This window comes from Streptomyces sp. NPDC047880 (assembly GCF_040706515.1).
Lineage (GTDB): Bacteria > Actinomycetota > Actinomycetes > Streptomycetales > Streptomycetaceae > Streptomyces.
Map to the genome: position 1 here is coordinate 1 of NZ_JBEZOK010000013.1, position 16,128 is coordinate 16,128.

At 70.9% G+C, this 16,128-nt stretch carries 16 protein-coding genes; all 16 read right to left on the minus strand.

Features of this window, described 5'->3' with window-relative positions:
* Positions 1-262 precede the first annotated feature (262 nt).
* On the minus strand, positions 263-697 hold the full coding sequence (gene nusB, locus AB0937_RS20255) for a transcription antitermination factor NusB (protein WP_366713436.1): 435 nt from the start codon (positions 695-697) through the stop codon (positions 263-265).
* Positions 698-699: 2 nt separating this feature from the next.
* The gene (gene efp, locus AB0937_RS20260) at positions 700-1,266 is read right to left on the minus strand and encodes an elongation factor P (RefSeq protein ID WP_030843148.1); all 567 of its coding nucleotides are present in this window, start codon (positions 1,264-1,266) and stop codon (positions 700-702) included.
* 53 nt (positions 1,267-1,319) lie between these two features.
* Complete coding sequence (locus AB0937_RS20265) at positions 1,320-2,435, minus strand: aminopeptidase P family protein (RefSeq protein WP_366713438.1); 1,116 nt, start codon at positions 2,433-2,435, stop codon at positions 1,320-1,322.
* A 180-nt stretch (positions 2,436-2,615) separates the two neighbouring features.
* Positions 2,616-3,473: a Pro-rich N-terminal domain-containing protein gene (locus AB0937_RS20270; RefSeq protein ID WP_366713439.1), complete on the minus strand. Its 858-nt coding sequence runs from the start codon at positions 3,471-3,473 to the stop codon at positions 2,616-2,618.
* A 165-nt stretch (positions 3,474-3,638) separates the two neighbouring features.
* Positions 3,639-4,730 (minus strand): 3-dehydroquinate synthase, encoded by a 1,092-nt coding sequence (gene aroB / locus AB0937_RS20275; protein ID WP_366713440.1) that lies wholly within the window; start codon positions 4,728-4,730, stop codon positions 3,639-3,641.
* Complete coding sequence (locus AB0937_RS20280; RefSeq protein WP_366713441.1) at positions 4,727-5,242, minus strand: shikimate kinase; 516 nt, start codon at positions 5,240-5,242, stop codon at positions 4,727-4,729. Before AB0937_RS20280 ends, aroB begins: the two co-directional genes overlap by 4 nt.
* Positions 5,239-6,423 (minus strand): chorismate synthase, encoded by a 1,185-nt coding sequence (gene aroC, locus AB0937_RS20285; RefSeq protein ID WP_366713442.1) that lies wholly within the window; start codon positions 6,421-6,423, stop codon positions 5,239-5,241. Before aroC ends, AB0937_RS20280 begins: the two co-directional genes overlap by 4 nt.
* Before the next feature lie 141 nt (positions 6,424-6,564).
* Positions 6,565-6,978, minus strand: a complete 414-nt coding sequence (locus AB0937_RS20290; protein ID WP_366713443.1) for a hypothetical protein — start codon at positions 6,976-6,978, stop codon at positions 6,565-6,567.
* A gap of 51 nt (positions 6,979-7,029) precedes the next feature.
* Positions 7,030-7,857, minus strand: coding sequence for a shikimate dehydrogenase (locus AB0937_RS20295; RefSeq protein ID WP_366713445.1), 828 nt, complete (start codon positions 7,855-7,857; stop codon positions 7,030-7,032).
* Between the two features lie 11 nt (positions 7,858-7,868).
* Positions 7,869-9,587, minus strand: coding sequence for an endolytic transglycosylase MltG (gene mltG / locus AB0937_RS20300; RefSeq protein WP_366713446.1), 1,719 nt, complete (start codon positions 9,585-9,587; stop codon positions 7,869-7,871).
* 123 nt (positions 9,588-9,710) lie between these two features.
* The gene (ruvX, locus tag AB0937_RS20305) at positions 9,711-10,175 is read right to left on the minus strand and encodes a Holliday junction resolvase RuvX (protein WP_366713448.1); all 465 of its coding nucleotides are present in this window, start codon (positions 10,173-10,175) and stop codon (positions 9,711-9,713) included.
* A gap of 17 nt (positions 10,176-10,192) precedes the next feature.
* A complete protein-coding gene (alaS, locus tag AB0937_RS20310) occupies positions 10,193-12,865 on the minus strand; it encodes an alanine--tRNA ligase (RefSeq protein ID WP_366713449.1) in 2,673 nt (890 codons plus the stop codon).
* Entirely contained in the window at positions 12,865-13,227 is a 363-nt protein-coding gene (locus AB0937_RS20315) for a hypothetical protein (protein ID WP_362240247.1), read from the minus strand. Before AB0937_RS20315 ends, alaS begins: the two co-directional genes overlap by 1 nt.
* Positions 13,228-13,236: 9 nt before the next feature.
* Positions 13,237-13,677 carry a DUF948 domain-containing protein gene (locus AB0937_RS20320; RefSeq protein ID WP_104778781.1) on the minus strand — a complete coding sequence of 147 codons (441 nt, stop codon included), beginning with the start codon at positions 13,675-13,677 and terminating at the stop codon, positions 13,237-13,239.
* A gap of 176 nt (positions 13,678-13,853) precedes the next feature.
* Complete coding sequence (gene rpsD, locus AB0937_RS20325) at positions 13,854-14,468, minus strand: 30S ribosomal protein S4 (RefSeq protein ID WP_010046470.1); 615 nt, start codon at positions 14,466-14,468, stop codon at positions 13,854-13,856.
* A gap of 305 nt (positions 14,469-14,773) precedes the next feature.
* Complete coding sequence (locus AB0937_RS20330) at positions 14,774-16,126, minus strand: replication-associated recombination protein A (protein WP_366713451.1); 1,353 nt, start codon at positions 16,124-16,126, stop codon at positions 14,774-14,776.
* Positions 16,127-16,128: the final 2 nt, after the last annotated feature.

The window sequence follows — 16,128 nt, forward strand, 5'->3', positions numbered from 1 at the left end:
ACCTCCCCCGAGGCCCTGCGCGGGCCGGTGGGCGTCCCCCCCGCCCGCCGTCCCCCGCGCGGGGGGCCCCCCCCCGCCGCGCCCCGCCCGGCGCGCGGCCCCCCTCACCCCCCGGGCGGGGGGGGCCCACACCCTCTTTGTATCCCCCCCCCCCCCGGCGGCGTTGTGCGGCGCTGACAGGCCTGCGCCGGGCCCAGGACGTCCGGGAACGCCGGAGGGCCCGCAGCGGTGACGCTGCGGGCCCTCCGGCATGTGGTCCGCCTCAGACCTCGTCGCGGCGGAGCGAGGGCTTGAGTTCCTTCAGACGGCCGAGCAGGCCGTTCACGAACGAGGGCGACTCGTCCGTGGAGAACTCCTTCGCCAGCTGCACCATCTCGTCGAGGACGACGGCGTCCGGCGTCGCGTCGACCCAGATCAGCTCGTACGCGCCGAGCCGCAGGATGTTGCGGTCGACGACGGGCATCCGGTCGAGGGTCCAGCCGACGGCGTACTGCGCGATCAGCTCGTCGATGCGCTGCGCGTGCTTCGCGTAGCCCTCGACCAGCTCCATCGTGTACTCGCTGACCGGTGGCTGCCGGGTGTCCGCCCGGGACAGGCGGATCCAGTCCGCGAGGACGGTCAGCACGTCGGCGCCGCGCTGGTCTGCCTCGAAGAGGATCTGGAAGGCGCGCTTACGGGCCGTGTTGCGGGCAGCCACGGTTAGCTGTTCACCCGGCCGAGGTAGTCGCTGGTGCGGGTGTCGACCTTGATCTTCTCACCGGTGGTGATGAAGAGGGGCACGTTGATCTGGTGGCCGGTCTCCAGGATGGCGGGCTTGGTGCCGCCGGTGGAGCGGTCGCCCTGGACGCCCGGCTCGGTCTCCTGGATGACGAGCTCGACGGCGGCGGGCAGCTCGACGAAGAGCACCTCGCCCTCGTGCTGGGCCACGGTGGCGGTGAAGCCCTCGATCAGGAAGTTGGCGGCGTCGCCGACGGCCTTCTTGTCGACGTGGAGCTGGTCGTAGGTCTCCATGTCCATGAAGACGAAGTACTCGCCGTCCATGTAGGAGAACTGCATGTCGCGCTTGTCGACGGTGGCCGTTTCGACCTTGACGCCGGCGTTGAAGGTCTTGTCGACGACCTTGCCGGAGAGCACGTTCTTGAGCTTGGTGCGCACGAAGGCCGGGCCCTTGCCGGGCTTGACGTGCTGGAACTCGACGACGGACCAGAGCTGGCCGCCTTCGAGCTTGAGCACCATGCCGTTCTTGAGGTCGTTCGTGGAAGCCACGGTTGCGGAATCTCCTGGACTGACGTACGACCCCGGGGCACGCACCTGCCTGGCTACAGGGCGAGCAGCTCCTTGGTCGTGATGGTGAGTAGCTCGGGTCCGCCGTCCGCCTCGGGGCGGACGACGAGCGTGTCATCGATCCGGACACCGCCCCGGCCCGGGAGGTGGACCCCCGGTTCGACGGTGACTGGCACGCAAGCGTCCAGTTTACCCATGGCCGCGGGACTCAATTGAGGGTCCTCGTCGATTTCGAGCCCCACGCCGTGTCCGGTCAGGACCGTGAGGCCCTCCGTGTACCCCGCGGAGTCCAGGACCTGGCGGGCGGCGCGGTCGACGTCCCGGCAGGCGGCGCCGGGCACGAGGCTCTCACGCCCGGCCCGCTGGGCGGCGAAGACGAGGTCGTACAGCTCGATCTGCCAGTCCGCGGGAGCGGTGCCGATGACGAAGGTGCGGCCGATCTCGCAGCGGTAGCCGCGGTAGGTCGCGCCGAGGCAGACGGAGAGGAAGTCGCCCTCCTCGACCCGGCGGTCGGTGGGCCGGTGCCCCGGGCGGCCGGAGTTCGGGCCGGTGGCCACGGACGTCGGGAAGGCCGGTCCGTCCGCCCCGTGGTCCACGAGCCGTCGCTCGAGTTCCAGGGCGAGATGGCGTTCGGTGCGGCCGACGAGGATCGACTCCAGCAGTTCGCCGAGGGCCTGGTCGGTGATCTCCGCGCCGATGCGCAGGCAGGAGATCTCCTCCTCGTCCTTGACGACCCTGAGCTGCTCGACCGCGCTGCCGAGGCACGCCAGGCGCAGCGTCGGAGCGACCGAGCCGAGTGCGCGGTGCCGGGCCACGGTGAGGTGGTGCTCCTCCACGGCGAGGGAGTCGGCGTTCTGGCCCTCGGCGAGGCGGGCGGCCGCTACGGCCGGATCACCGCCGTCCGCTCCGGGAAGGGTGTGGACGCGCAGGGCTTCGTCGGGACGCTCCTGCGTGGGGCGGTCGGCCGCCGGTCCGGCACAGACCAGGAGGTCCTGTTCCTCGGTCCGGCCCAGCAGCAGGACGGCGCCGTGCGGGGCGGCGCCCGCGAGATAGCGCACATTGGCGGGGCGGGAGACCAGCGCCGCCGCGCTGCCGCCCGCGTTGCAGTAGTCCCTCAGACGCGTCCGGCGGGCCGCGTACACCTCTGACATGACCCGAGCGTATGAGCTCCGCCGGGTCGGCGCCGGTTGAGGGCGTCTGAGTGGGCGGTGGCTGATGTGTCCGGGTGGGTGGGGACGCTGTCCGGGAGGGGTCGTACCGCGCCGGGGCTGTATGCCGTCCGCGGCGGTGTGCGGGCTTGTCGCGCAGTTCCCCGCGGCCCTACGGGGCGCTCACCATTGGGGTGGGCTGGCGATGGAGCGGGCCAGGACCTCGTCCAGTACGCGTGCCGTCTCCGGGACGTCCAGCTGCGAGTTGTCGATGATCGGCAGCCCGGATCCGTACCAGCCGGCCATGCGGCCGTGGATGCGGGCGACCTCCTCGTCGGACAGCCGTCGGTTGCCCGAGCGCTCCGCGTTGCGTTCGAGGACGATGTCCAGCCCGGGGAGGAGCACGACCGGCAGCAGGCCCGGCCCCACGTGGCGCTTCCAGCCACCGAGGCCGACGACCGGGCGGTCGGGGAAGACCGCGTCGTCGAGGATGCACGAGATGCCGTTGGCCAGGAAGTTGCGCGCGGCGAAGCCGCAGGTGCGGCGGGCCAGGCGGTACTGGGCCTCGGAGTTGTCGTTCCACCCGGACTGGGGGTCGGCGAAGCCGGAGCGGACCCACTCGCGTACGTCGTCGAGGCTGATGTGGGCCGTGGGGACCCGGCGGTGGTCCGCCCAGTACTTGGCCACGCTGGTCTTGCCGGCACCCGCGGGGCCTATGAGCAGCACCGCGAGGGTCGTACCGGCGGGGTCGGGAACCGTCGCGGCGGGCGGAGCCATGGGCATGGCGACCGGGCCGCCCGGAGGCAGCGGTACGTGGCCGGTGGTCTCCGGCGCCGGCGGGGCGGTGGCCGAGGCCGGTCCGGGCGGGGGCGCCGGATATCCCGGGGCAGGGGCCGGGGGCGGCGGGGGGACGGGCACGGAGCCCTGGTGGGCGCCCGCGTTCGGCGGGCCCGGGTGATGTGCGGCCGGCGACCAGCCCGTGGCCGGTCCGTGCCCCGGCTGATGGGGCGGCGGCAGCGGAGAACCCACTGCGTGCTGCATCCGGTGCCACTCCGTCTCGTACAGGCGATGGTCGCTGACAGCGGGGGCGGAACCCGCGTGCTACCGAACGGTACCGCCCCCGGTCGTCGATGTGTGAACGGCCGGGGGCGGCCCGAAGTGCCCGGCGCCGTAAGGTGATTTCGGGCGGAAGGCGCGCCGGAGGACTTACTGCCCCACTTCGCCGTACGCAGCGAGCAGCACGGCCGGGTCGGGTCCCTCCAGGACGGTGGGCTTGGCCAGACCGTCGAGGACGATGAAGCGCAGCAGGTTGCCGCGGGACTTCTTGTCGACCTTCATGGTCTCCAGCAGCTTGGGCCACTGGTCGTAGCGGTAGTGCAGGGGCAGTCCGACCGCTTCGAGGATCGTGCGGTGCCGGTCGGCCGTCGCGTCGTCCAGCCGGCCCGCCAGGCGCCCCAGTTCGGCCGCGAAGTGCATGCCGACGGAGACCGCCGCGCCGTGGCGCCACTTGTAGCGCTCGTTCTTCTCGATGGCATGGCCCAGCGTGTGGCCGTAGTTGAGGATCTCGCGCAGGCCGGACTCCTTCAGGTCCGACGACACGACGTCGGCCTTGACCCGGATGGAGCGCTCGATGAGCTCGGCGGTGTGGGGACCGGCCGGGGTGCGGGCGGCCTGGGGGTCCGCCTCGATGAGGTCCAGGATCACCGGGTCGGCGATGAAGCCGGCCTTGATGACCTCCGCGAGCCCGGAGACGTAGTCGTTGACCGGCAGGGAGTCCAGCGCGGCCAGGTCGCAGAGCACACCGGCGGGCGGGTGGAAGGCGCCGACGAGGTTCTTGCCCTCGGCGGTGTTGATGCCGGTCTTGCCGCCGACGGCCGCGTCCACCATGGCGAGCACGGTGGTCGGGATGGCGATCCAGCGCACCCCGCGCAGCCAGGTGGCGGCCACGAACCCGGCGAGGTCCGTGGTCGCGCCGCCGCCGACGCCGACGATGACGTCCGTGCGCGTGAACCCGGACTGGCCCAGCGCCTTCCAGCAGTAGGCGGCGACCTCGGCGGTCTTGGCCTCCTCGGCGTTGGGCACCTGGACGGCGACGGCCTCGTAGCCCTGCTCGGCCAGGTCGGCGCGCAGCGCCTCACCGGTCTCGGCCAGGGCCTCGGGGTGGACGATCGCGACCCGCTGGGCCTTGTCGCCGATCAGTCCGCCGAGTTCCCCCAGCAACTGCCGGCCCACCAGGACCTCGTAGGGGTCGGTGCCCGCCGTGCCGCCGACCTGGATCCGCGTCACTGCCTCGCTCATGCTTCCTTCAACTCCAGTGCGTCCAGGGCGGCTTCGGTGACCTCTTCGGGCGTGCGCCCGTCGGTGGCGACCACGGCCGTGGCGACCTCTTCGTACAGGTGGCGGCGGGCCTCCATCAGCTCGCGCCACTGCTTGCGCGGGTTGACCGCGAGCAGCGGGCGGGCGGCGTTGAGGCCGGTGCGCTTGACCGCCTCCTCGACGTCCATCGACAGGTACGCCACCCGCTGCCCGGCGAGCAGTGCGCGCGTGCCGGCGTCGAGGATCGCGCCGCCGCCCAGGGCCAGGACGCCGTCGTGCTCGGCGATCGCCCTGCGCACGGCCGCCTTCTCGATCGCGCGGAAGGCGGGCTCGCCCTCGTCGACGAAGATCTCGGCGACGGTCCTGCCCTGCTCGGCGACGATGTCGTCGTCGGTGTCCCGGTAGGAGACGCCGAGCCGCTCGGCCAGCAACTGCCCGACGGTGGACTTGCCGACGCCCATCGGGCCGACCAGGACGACCAGCGGGCCGCTCATCGGATGGCGAGGTTGTCGAGGTACGACGTGACGTTGCGGCGGGTCTCGGCCACCGAGTCGCCGCCGAACTTCTCCGCGACCGCGTCCGCGAGCACCAGGGCCACCATGGCCTCGGCGACGATGCCGGCGGCCGGGACCGCGGACACGTCGGAGCGCTGGTGGTGCGCCTGCGCGGCCTCGCCGGTGGTGACGTCCACGGTCTGCAGGGCGCGCGGCACGGTCGCGATCGGCTTCATCGCCGCCCGGACCCGCAGCAGTTCACCGGTGGTCAGACCGCCCTCGGTGCCGCCCGAGCGGCCGGAGGTGCGCCGGATGCCCTCGCCGGTCTTCACGATCTCGTCGTGCGCCTTGGAGCCGGGGATCCGCGCCAGCTCGAAACCGTCACCGACCTCCACACCCTTGATCGCCTGGATGCCCATGAGGGCACCGGCCAGCCGGGCGTCGAGCTTGCGGTCCCAGTGCACGTGCGAACCCAGGCCGACGGGCACGCCGTACGCCAGGATCTCCACCACGCCACCGAGGGTGTCGCCGTCCTTGTGGGCCTGGTCGATCTCCGCGACCATCGCCTTCGACGCGTCGGCGTCCAGACAGCGCACCGGGTCCGCGTCGAGCTTCTCGACGTCGGCGGGCGTCGGGTACACACCCTTCGGCGCCTTCGCCGCGGCCAGCTCCACCACGTGCGAGACGATCTCGACGCCGGTGGTCTCCTTCAGGTACGAGCGGGCCACCGCGCCGAGGGCCACGCGGGCCGCCGTCTCCCGCGCGGAAGCGCGCTCCAGGATCGGCCGGGCCTCGTCGAAGCCGTACTTCTGCATGCCCGCCAGATCGGCGTGGCCCGGGCGCGGCCGGGTCAGCGGAGCATTACGCGCGAGACCGGCCAGGATCTCCGGGTCGACCGGGTCGGCGGCCATGACCTGTTCCCACTTGGGCCACTCGGTGTTGCCCACCATGATCGCGACCGGGGAGCCGAGGGTGAGGCCGTGCCGGACGCCGCCGAGGAAGGTGACCTCGTCACGCTCGAACTTCATCCGGGCACCGCGTCCATAGCCCAGGCGCCGCCTCGCGAGATGGTCCGCCACCATGTCCGTGGTGATCGGCACGCCGGCGGGAAGGCCCTCCAGCGTCGCGACGAGTGCGGGACCGTGGGACTCCCCCGCGGTCAGCCAGCGCAACCTGCTCAACGGTGCTCCTCAGTGCTCGCGCTCTGGTACTGCCCTGCGTACGCGCCTCGTCGCGTACGGCGACGGCGTGACCGGGTGCGCGGCCCGGTCCACCGTCTCCGATCCTCCCACGCCGGGGCCCTCCGCCCGGCGGCCGGTCCATCAAGCGGACGCGTTCGCGGACGGACCCTCGCCCTGACGCTGCTGCGGCGCGTACGCCCCGAGGAAGTCGGCACCGCTCGGCTGCCGCGCGGGCTCGGCCGGCTGCGGGGCGTACGCCCCCAGGTGGTCGGCACCGCTGCCCTGCCGTGCCGGCTGGGTCTGCTGCTGGGGCGCGTACTGCCCCAGGTAGTCCGCGCCGCACCCCTGACCGTACTGGGCGGCGGCGTGCACCGGCTGTCCGTTCCGGACGGCACGCCGGTAGGCGATCTTGCGCTTGATCTTGACGACCCAGGAGGCCACGACGGCGAGCACGATCAGGGCGAGCACCGTGATCTGCACCCAGTCGGGCAGGAATCCCAGCAGGGACTCGAATATCTGGGACTTTACGGACGCCTGAGGCAGGCCGGTGGACATGACGGACGTTCCCCTCCCCTGTTCCGCCCCCTGCGGAACCGAGAGCGGATCTTATCGGTCGGCGAGAGCGCGCTCGCCCGCTTTTCTCATGGCGTCCAGGGGCGCCGGGGCCAGCCCCGTCATCTGCTCGACCTGGAGCACGGCCTGGTGCACCAGCAGGTCGAGGCCGCTGACGACGGCACCGCCGTACGCCGACCAGCGGGCGGCGAGGTCGGTGGGCCAGGGGTCGTAGAGGACGTCGAAGAGGGCCGCCGGGCGCTCCGGTACGGACCGGGCGAGGGCGTCGGTGACCCCGGCGGGCGTGGTGCTGATCACCAGCGGCACGCGCAGGGCCTGCTCGGCGTCCGCCCAGTCGGCGATGCGGACGGCGACGTCGAGCCGCTCGGCCCACCGCCGCATCTCGGCGGCCCGGGCCTCGCTGCGCACGTAGACGGTGATCTCGCCCGGGCAGATCCGGGACAGCGCGGCCAGCGCGGAGGAGGCGGTGGCGCCGGCGCCGAGCACGGCTGCGGCGTCCACCTTGTCGATGCCGTGCTCGCGCAGGGCCGCGACCATGCCGGGGATGTCGGTGTTGTCGCCGATGCTGCGGCCGTCCTCGGTGCGGACGACGGTGTTGACCGCGTCGACCGAGGCTGCGGTCTCGCTGATCTCGTCGAGCAGGGGGATCACGGCCCGCTTCAGCGGCATGGTCAGCGAGAGCCCGGCCCACTCGGGTCCGAGCGCCTCGAAGAACCCTGGCAGCCCGGCCTCGTCCACCTCGAACCTGTCGTACGACCAGCCGGCCAGGCCCAACTCCTGGTAGGCGGTGCGGTGCAGGACAGGCGAGAGCGAGTGGGCGATCGGGGAGCCGAGCACGGCGGCTCGACGTGGTGCGGCCATCAGGGGCTTCCTCAGTTGTTCCGCGAGGCGTTGAACTGGTCGACCAGCTTCTGGTGTTCGGCGTTCGTCTTCGTGAACTTGCTGGTCTTGCCGTCGAGCGAGATGAAGTAGTACCAGCCGTCGTCCGTCGGGTTCAGGGCGCCCTTGACGGCGTCCTCGCCCGGGTTGTCGATCGGACCGGGCGGCAGGCCCTTGTGGAAGTACGTGTTGTACGGGTTGTCGTAGTTCCGCAGTTCGCTCAGGCTCAGGTCGATCTTGCTCTGGTTCTTGATGTAGTTGTACGTGGAGTCGAACTCCAGCATGCCGTTGGTCTGCGGGTTCCCGGGCTTCATGCGGTTGTAGACGACCTCGGCCATCTTGCGGAAGTCGTCGTGGCTGGTGCCCTCGGCCTGGACCAGGCTGGCGATGGTGACGAGCTGCCACGGGTCCTCGAGTCCGAGGCTCTCGGCCTTCTTCTCGACCCCGAGCTTGTCGTACGTCGCGGTGGCCCGCTCGACCATCTGCTTCAGGACGTCCGCGGGCTTCTGCCCCTCGCTCACGCCGTAGCTGGAGGGGTAGAGGAAGCCTTCCAGCGGGTCCTTGACCTGGGCGTGGTCCTGCGCCCACGCGGGCAGTCCGAGCTTCTTGTAGTCCTTCTTGGCGACCGCTGCCGTGGTGCCCGCCTTGACGTCCAGCCGCTTGTCGATCAGGCGGTAGACGTCGGCGTTGCGCCGGCCCTCGGCGATGATCAGGTTGTCGCGGCTCTTCGGACTGAGCATCAGTTCGACCGCGCTGGCGGCCGACATTTGCTTCTGCAGCGTGTACACGCCGTCCTGGATGCTCCGGCCCTCGGGGTTGCCGGCCTGAGCCGAGACGAAGGCGTCGACGCTCTTGACGACACCGGCGGACTTCAGCGCCCGCCCGATCGCGTACCCGTCCGCACCCTTGGGGATCTCGACGGAGACCTGCTGCCCGTTGCCGCCCCCCGCGAAGTCCGGGGCGTCGCCGAAACGATCCTGGTAGAACTGGTAGCCGAAGTAGCCGGCGCCTGCCAAGCCGCCGCCGAGGATCACGGCGACCAGCAGGCAGGCCATGCCGTTGCGGCGCTTCTTCGGTGTGCCGCCGCCGCGTCCCCGTTTGCCGTCGCGGCCGCGAGGCCCCTCCGGCCCGTCGCCGTCGTCCTCGTCGTCCCCGCCCGCGAAGAAGGCGTGTTCGCCCTGGTCGGGGCCGGGGTCCCAGTCGGTCTCCGGTTCCGACGCGGGTTCGACCCCGCGCCGGCCGGGCGGCTCGGGGGGTGGATAGGCGTCAGGCGTGCCGTAGTAGTCCTGCCGGCCCGCGTCGTACGCACCGGCCTGCTGTCCGTACGGGTCCTGGGGATCACCGGGGTACGAGACCTGCTGGTGAGGGCCGGTGGTCCAGCCGCCGGTGTCGTACTGCTGCTGGTGGTAGCCCTGGTCCTGCTGATGTCCGGGGCCCTGGGGGCCGGGGTACTGCTGGTGCCCGTGGGACTGTGCCGCGTACTGCTGGTCGTAGGGGTACTGCTGCTGCGGCTGACCGTATCCGGACTGCTCACCGGTGCCCCAGTCGCCGTACTGCGGCTGCTGCGGCTGCTCTGGATAGTGCTGCGGCTGGCCGCCGTGGGGGGACTGCTGACCCTGATGGGCCTGCTGGCCGCCCCATCCGCCGTCCCCGTACAACGGGTCCTCCGGATGCCACGGTTCGGAGCCTTGGCCCCGGCCATACTCAGTCATCGATCCCCTAGAGCCGCGAGGCGACGGTCACGCGGCTTCCGGCCCCGGCTCCCGTCCCGCCTCTTTACTGTGCGGCGGCTGTTCGAATGCCGTCGCATCGCGCGGAACGTTACCGTATCGCGATCACATGACCACTTCGACGCCTTCGCCGGGTGCTTCACCTGACATCCGTTCGGATTCGAGGGCCTGTTGCAGGATGATCACGGCTGCTGCCTGGTCGATGACGGACCGGCCCTTCTTGGACTTCACGCCGGAGGCGCGCAGTCCCTGGCTGGCCGTCACCGTCGTCATGCGCTCGTCCACGAGTCTCACCGGAACCGGTGAGATCATGCGGGCCAGTTCCTGGGTGAAGCCCCGGACCTTGACCGCGGCCGGGCCCTCGCCCCCCTTGAGGGAGCGCGGGAGACCGACCACGACCTCGAGGGGCTCGTACTCCTCGACGAGTTGCTTCAACCGCCTCTGAGCTGCGGGGATGTCACGCCCCGGGACCGTCTCCACCGGGGTGGCGAGGATCCCGTCGGGGTCGCACGAGGCGACCCCGATGCGGGCGTCCCCGACGTCGATCGCGAGCCGACGTCCTCTGCGCATGCTGTCCGGCCCGTCTCTTACTTGGCGGTCTCGGTGACCAGACGCTCCACGGCGTCCACGGCGTCACCGATGGCGGCCGGGTTCTGGCCACCGCCCTGGGCGACGTCCGGCTTGCCGCCTCCGCCGCCGCCGAGGGTCTTGGCGGCCGTACGGACGAGGTCGCCGGCCTTCAGGCCGCGCTCACGGGCGGCCTCGTTGGTGGCGATGACCGTGAGCGGCTTGCCGTTCGCCACCGTGAACAGGGCGACGACGGCGGCCCGTCCGCCCTGGATACGTCCGCGCACGTCGAGGACGAGCTTGCGGAGGTCGTCGGCGGTCGTGCCGTCCGGGACCTGACCGGTCACGACAGCAACGCCACGGACGTCCTTGGCGGACTCGGCGAGACCTGCGGCGGCCTGGAGGACCTTCTCGGCGCGGAACTTCTCGATCTCCTTCTCGGCGTCCTTCAGCTTGCCGAGCATGGCGGAGACCTTCTCCGGGAGCTCCTCCGGGCGGCCCTTGATCAGCTCCTGGAGCTGGGCGACGACCGTGTGCTCGCGGGCGAGGAAGTTGTAGGCGTCCACGCCGACCAGGGCCTCGATGCGGCGGACACCGGAGCCGATGGACGATTCGCCGAGCAGCTTGACCAGGCCGAGCTGGGCGGTGTTGTGCACGTGCGTGCCGCCGCACAGCTCCTTGGAGAAGTCGCCGATGGTGACCACGCGGACCCGCTCGCCGTACTTCTCGCCGAACTCCGCGATGGCGCCCTGCTTCTTGGCCTCGTCGATGCCCATGACGTCGGCGCGGACGTCGAGGTCGCGGGCGAGCACCTCGTTGATCTTCTGCTCGACGTCGGTCATCACGGCCGTCGGGACGGCGGACGGGGAGCCGAAGTCGAAGCGGAAGCGGCCGGGCTGGTTCTCGGAACCGGCCTGGGCGGCCGTCGGGCCGAGGGCGTCGCGCAAGGCCTGGTGGGTCAGGTGCGTGGCGGAGTGGGCGCGGGCGATGGCCTTGCGGCGGCGGTCGTCGATGGCGGCGTGGGCCTTGGCACCGACGGTGACCTCGCCGACCTGGACGACGCCCTTGTGGACGTAGACCCCCGGGACCGGCTTCTGGCAGTCGCGAATCTCGATGACGGCACCGGAGTCGACCTTGATCTTGCCGGTGTCGCCGATCTGGCCGCCGCCCTCGGCGTAGAAGGGCGTGCGGTCGAGGACGATCTCGACCTCGTCGCCCTCGGTGGCGGCCGGGGAGGAAGCGCCGTCGACGAGGATGCCGACGATCGTGGACTCGCTCTCGGTGTCGGTGTAGCCGATGAAGTCGGTGGCACCGGCCTGGTCGGCGATCTCACGGTAGGCACCGGCACCGGCGTGCCCGGTCTTCTTGGCCTGGGCGTCGGCCTTGGCGCGCTCCCGCTGCTCCTTCATCAGGCGGCGGAAGCCCTCCTCGTCCACGGAGAGGCCCTGTTCGGCGGCCATCTCCAGGGTGAGGTCGATCGGGAAGCCCCAGGTGTCGTGGAGCAGGAAGGCCTTGTCGCCGGGCAGGACGGTGGAGCCGGCGGCCTTGGTGTCGGTGACGGCCGTGTCGAGGATGTTGGTGCCGGCCTTCAGCGTCTTGAGGAACGCGTTCTCCTCGGCCAGGGCGACCTTCTCGATGCGCTCGCGGTCGGTGATGAGCTCGGGGTACTGCTGGCCCATCATCTCGATCACGGTGTCGATCAGGTCCTTCACGACCGGACCGGTGGCGCCGAGCAGGCGCATGTTGCGGATGGCGCGGCGCATGATGCGGCGCAGCACGTACCCGCGGCCCTCGTTGCCGGGGGTGACACCGTCGCCGATCAGCATGACCGAGGTGCGCATGTGGTCGGTGACCACGCGCAGGGAGACGTCCGAGTCGTGGGCGTCGCCGTAGCGGACGCCGGTCAGCTCGGTGGCCTTGTTGATGACGGCCATCGAGGTGTCGATCTCGTACATGTTCTGCACGCCCTGCAGAATCATGGCGAGGCGCTCGAGGCCGAGGCCGGTGTCGATGTTCTTGCTGGGCAGTTCGCCGAGGATCTCGAAGTTGTCCTTGCCGATGCCCTCACCCCGCTCGTACTGCATGAAGACGAGGTTCCAGATCTCCACGTACCGCTCGTCGTTGACGGCGGGGCCGCCCTCGACGCCGAACTCGGGGCCGCGGTCGTAGTTGATCTCGGAGCAGGGGCCGCAGGGGCCGGGGACGCCCATGGACCAGTAGTTGTCCTTCATGCCGAGGCGCTGGATGCGCTCCTTCGGCACCCCGACGACCTCGTGCCAGATGCGCTCGGCCTCGTCGTCGTCCTTGTAGACGGTGATCCACAGGCGCTCGGGGTCGAGGCCGTAACCGCCCTTGTCCTGGGCGCTGGTGAGCAGCTCCCAGGCGTACTTGATGGCGCCTTCCTTGAAGTAGTCGCCGAAGGAGAAGTTGCCGCACATCTGGAAGAACGTGCCGTGCCGGGTGGTCTTGCCGACCTCTTCGATGTCCGGCGTGCGCACGCACTTCTGCACGCTGGTGGCGCGGGCGAAGGGCGGCTTGACCTCGCCCAGGAAGTAGGGCTTGAAGGGCACCATGCCGGCCGGGACGAGGAGCAGAGTCGGGTCGTCCGCGATGAGCGACGCCGAAGGGACGACGGTGTGACCGCGCTCCTCGAAGAAGCTCAACCAGCGGCGGCGAATCTCAGCCGACTCCATCAGTGGTCCTCATTCCGGTTGTACGGGTACGTCTGGTACGTCTGGTGCTTCGAACCGTCGACGTACTTGGGGTTGTTGCGGTTCTCGATGGCGATGTGCCGCCGGGGCGCGGGGAGTTCGGGATTCTCGTTGATCCCGAGGGCGTCGCCGAGTTCGGCCTCCCGCACGGCCATGTTGTCCCGGACGTCGAGCGCGAAGCCGACCGCACGGTCCTTGATGCGGTGACCGGCCTCGAGCGCCTTGTTCCCGGCGGTTCTGGCAAGGCTTTCGGGGGTCAGCTGCTTCAGCTTGCGATTGACCTTGGTGGTGGCCCACACACCGGCGGCGACGCCCGTGGTGAACCAGAAGGTACGGCGGAACATCGCTGGCTCTCAGTCCCTCTTCCCTCGGGCGCTGCGCCGGGTGACCGTGCGGCCCACGATCACGGTACGCCTGGACGCCTTGGCGGGCACGTCCTCCTTGCCGCCGCCGAGGGCCCGGCGCACGCCGTAGCCGAAGGCCGCGACCTTGACCAGGGGGCCGCCGAAGGTGGAGGCGACGGTGGTCGACAGCGCGGAGGCGTTCGACGTGACCTCCTGGACGTCGGAGGCGATGGAGTCGACCCGGTCGATCTGGGTCTGCGCGGAGCGCACCGCCGCGGAGGCGTCGGCCAGCAGCGGGACGGCCTGGTCGGTCACGTCCGCCACGAGCTTGGTGGTCGCCTTGAGCGTCTGGGCCACCCTCGCCAACGCGACGGCGAGGAAGGAGACCAGGATCGCCCAGAAGACGGCCACCAGGATTCCGGCAACCTCTCCACCGGACACTGTGTGCACCCGCTCCCTGAAACGTGCCTGAACATCGAAAAAGTCGTGCGACGAGCCTATCGCGCCGGGGGTGGCGCTCCGTACCGGATTACCCCCGGCAGCGGGTCCATCGCGAAAGCCCGCCGCCTCGCCCGCCTGGAGGGGCGGGGAGACGGCGGGCTGGGGTACCGCGTGCCTGCCGTGGATCAGCGGGCGTAGTACTCGACGACGAGCTGCTCGTCGCAGATCACCGGGATCTCCTTGCGGTTCGGCTCGCGGTCCAGGCGGAACGCCAGGGCCTTGAGGTTCACCTGGAGGTAGCGCGGGGTCTCACCGTCGGGGGCGAAGCCACCCTCACGAGCGATCGTGAAGAGGGTCTTCTCCTTGGAGCGCTCACGGACCTGCACGACGTCGTCCGGACGGACGCGGAAGGAGGGCTTGTCGACCTTCTTGCCGTTGACCGCGATGTGGCCGTGGACGACCATCTGACGGGCCTGGTAGATGGTGCGGGCGATGCCCGAACGCAGGACCAGGGCATCGAGACGACGCTCGAGCTCGATGATCAGGGCCTCACCGGTCTTGCCCTGGACCTTGGAGGCACGCTCGTAGGCGCGGACGAGCTGGCGCTCGGACACGTCGTACTGCGCGCGCAGACGCTGCTTCTCGAGCAGACGGACCTTGTAGTCCGAGTTCTGCTTGCGGCCGCGGCCGTGCTCACCCGGCGGGTAGGGACGGGCCTCGAAGTACTTGACGGCCTTCGGGGTCAGCGCGATGCCGAGGGCACGCGACTTCTTGACCTTGGGGCGGGACTGGTTCGCCACTGTTTTTCGCTTTCGTTGTATCGGCTTGTCAGGGTTGTGGGAGGTCGCATCCGCAGCCGGGGAAACCCGCCTGGGACCCTGCCGGGCCCGGGTGGGCAGCCGCTCCCCTGGTCTGGGCACATACGTGCAGCACGCGAGTGGCCCACCGACCGCTCCCGTCACACGACGGGTGGTGGTGGGCTGCCCGCGACACCGTTCGACGGTGCGCGACGCTCCTGGAGCCGATCCCGGAGGATCGGGACTCCGGCCGGCTGTCCCGTTCTGACTGCACGGGACGCGGCACTCCGGACGAGTTTACAGGGTGCTCAGGACCGCTTTCGACCGAGGTTCTTCCGGGTCCACTCCACGGCGTCCGCGTAGCGCGCCTCCGCGCCGTGCCGGGTCGGCTCGTAGTACTCGCGGTTCTTGAGCTCGTCCGGGGCGTACTGCTGGGCGGCGATGCCCTCGGGCAGGTCGTGCGGGTAGACGTAGCCCTGGCCGTGGCCGAGCTTGGTCGCGCCCCTGTAGTGGCTGTCCCGCAGGTGGGCGGGCACGGGTCCGGCGAGGCCCTTGCGGACGTCCTCCAGGGCGGCGCCGATCGCGGTGGTGGCGGCGTTGGACTTGGGCGCCAGGGCGAGGGCGATGGTGGCGTGGCTGAGGGTGAGGGCGGCCTCGGGGAAACCGATCATGGCAACGGCCTGGGCGGCGGCGACCGCGGTCTGCAGAGCGGTCGGGTCGGCCAGGCCGATGTCCTCGCTGGCGGAGATCATCAGGCGCCGGGCGATGAAGCGGGGGTCCTCGCCGGCCTCGATCATCCGGGCCAGGTAATGCAGGGCCGCGTCGACGTCGGAGCCGCGGATGGACTTGATCAGGGCGCTCGCCACGTCGTAGTGCTGGTCGCCGTCGCGGTCGTACTTCACGGCGGCCCGGTCGACCGTCTCCTCCAGGGTGGTCAGGCCGATCTCCGCCTCGCCCTTGTCGAGGGCGGCCCCGGCGGCCGCCTCCAGGGCGGTCAGGGCGCGGCGGGCGTCACCGCCGGCGATGCGCAGGAGGTGGTTCTCGGTCTCCTCGGGGAGGGTGACGGCCTCCTTGAGACCGCGCTCGTCGGTGAGGGCGCGGCGGACGAGGCTCCTGATGTCGTCGTCGGTGAGCGGTTCCAGCGTGAGCAGCAGCGAGCGGGACAGCAGGGGCGAGATCACCGAGAAGTACGGGTTCTCCGTCGTCGCGGCGATGAGCGTCACCCAGCGGTTCTCGACGGCCGGGAGCAGGGAGTCCTGCTGGGCCTTGCTGAAGCGGTGGATCTCGTCGAGGAAGAGGACGGTCTCCTTGCCGTACCCGCCGGAGGCGCGGCGGGCGCCGTCGATGACCGCGCGGACCTCCTTGACGCCGGCGGTGATCGCCGAGAGCTCCACGAAGCGGGCGTCGGTCGCCTTGGAGACGACGTAGGCCAGGGTGGTCTTTCCGGTGCCGGGCGGGCCCCACAGGAGGACCGAGGAGGGTCCGGCCGGGCCGGAGGCCTCCCCCACCAGTCTGCGCAGGGGGGATCCCGGCTTCAGCAGATGCTGCTGGCCCACGACCTCGTCGAGGGTGCGCGGGCGCATCCGCACCGCCAGGGGGCTGCTGGACGGCTCCTTCTCCTGGCGTTCTTCGGCTGCGGCGGTGAACAGGTCGGGCTCCACGT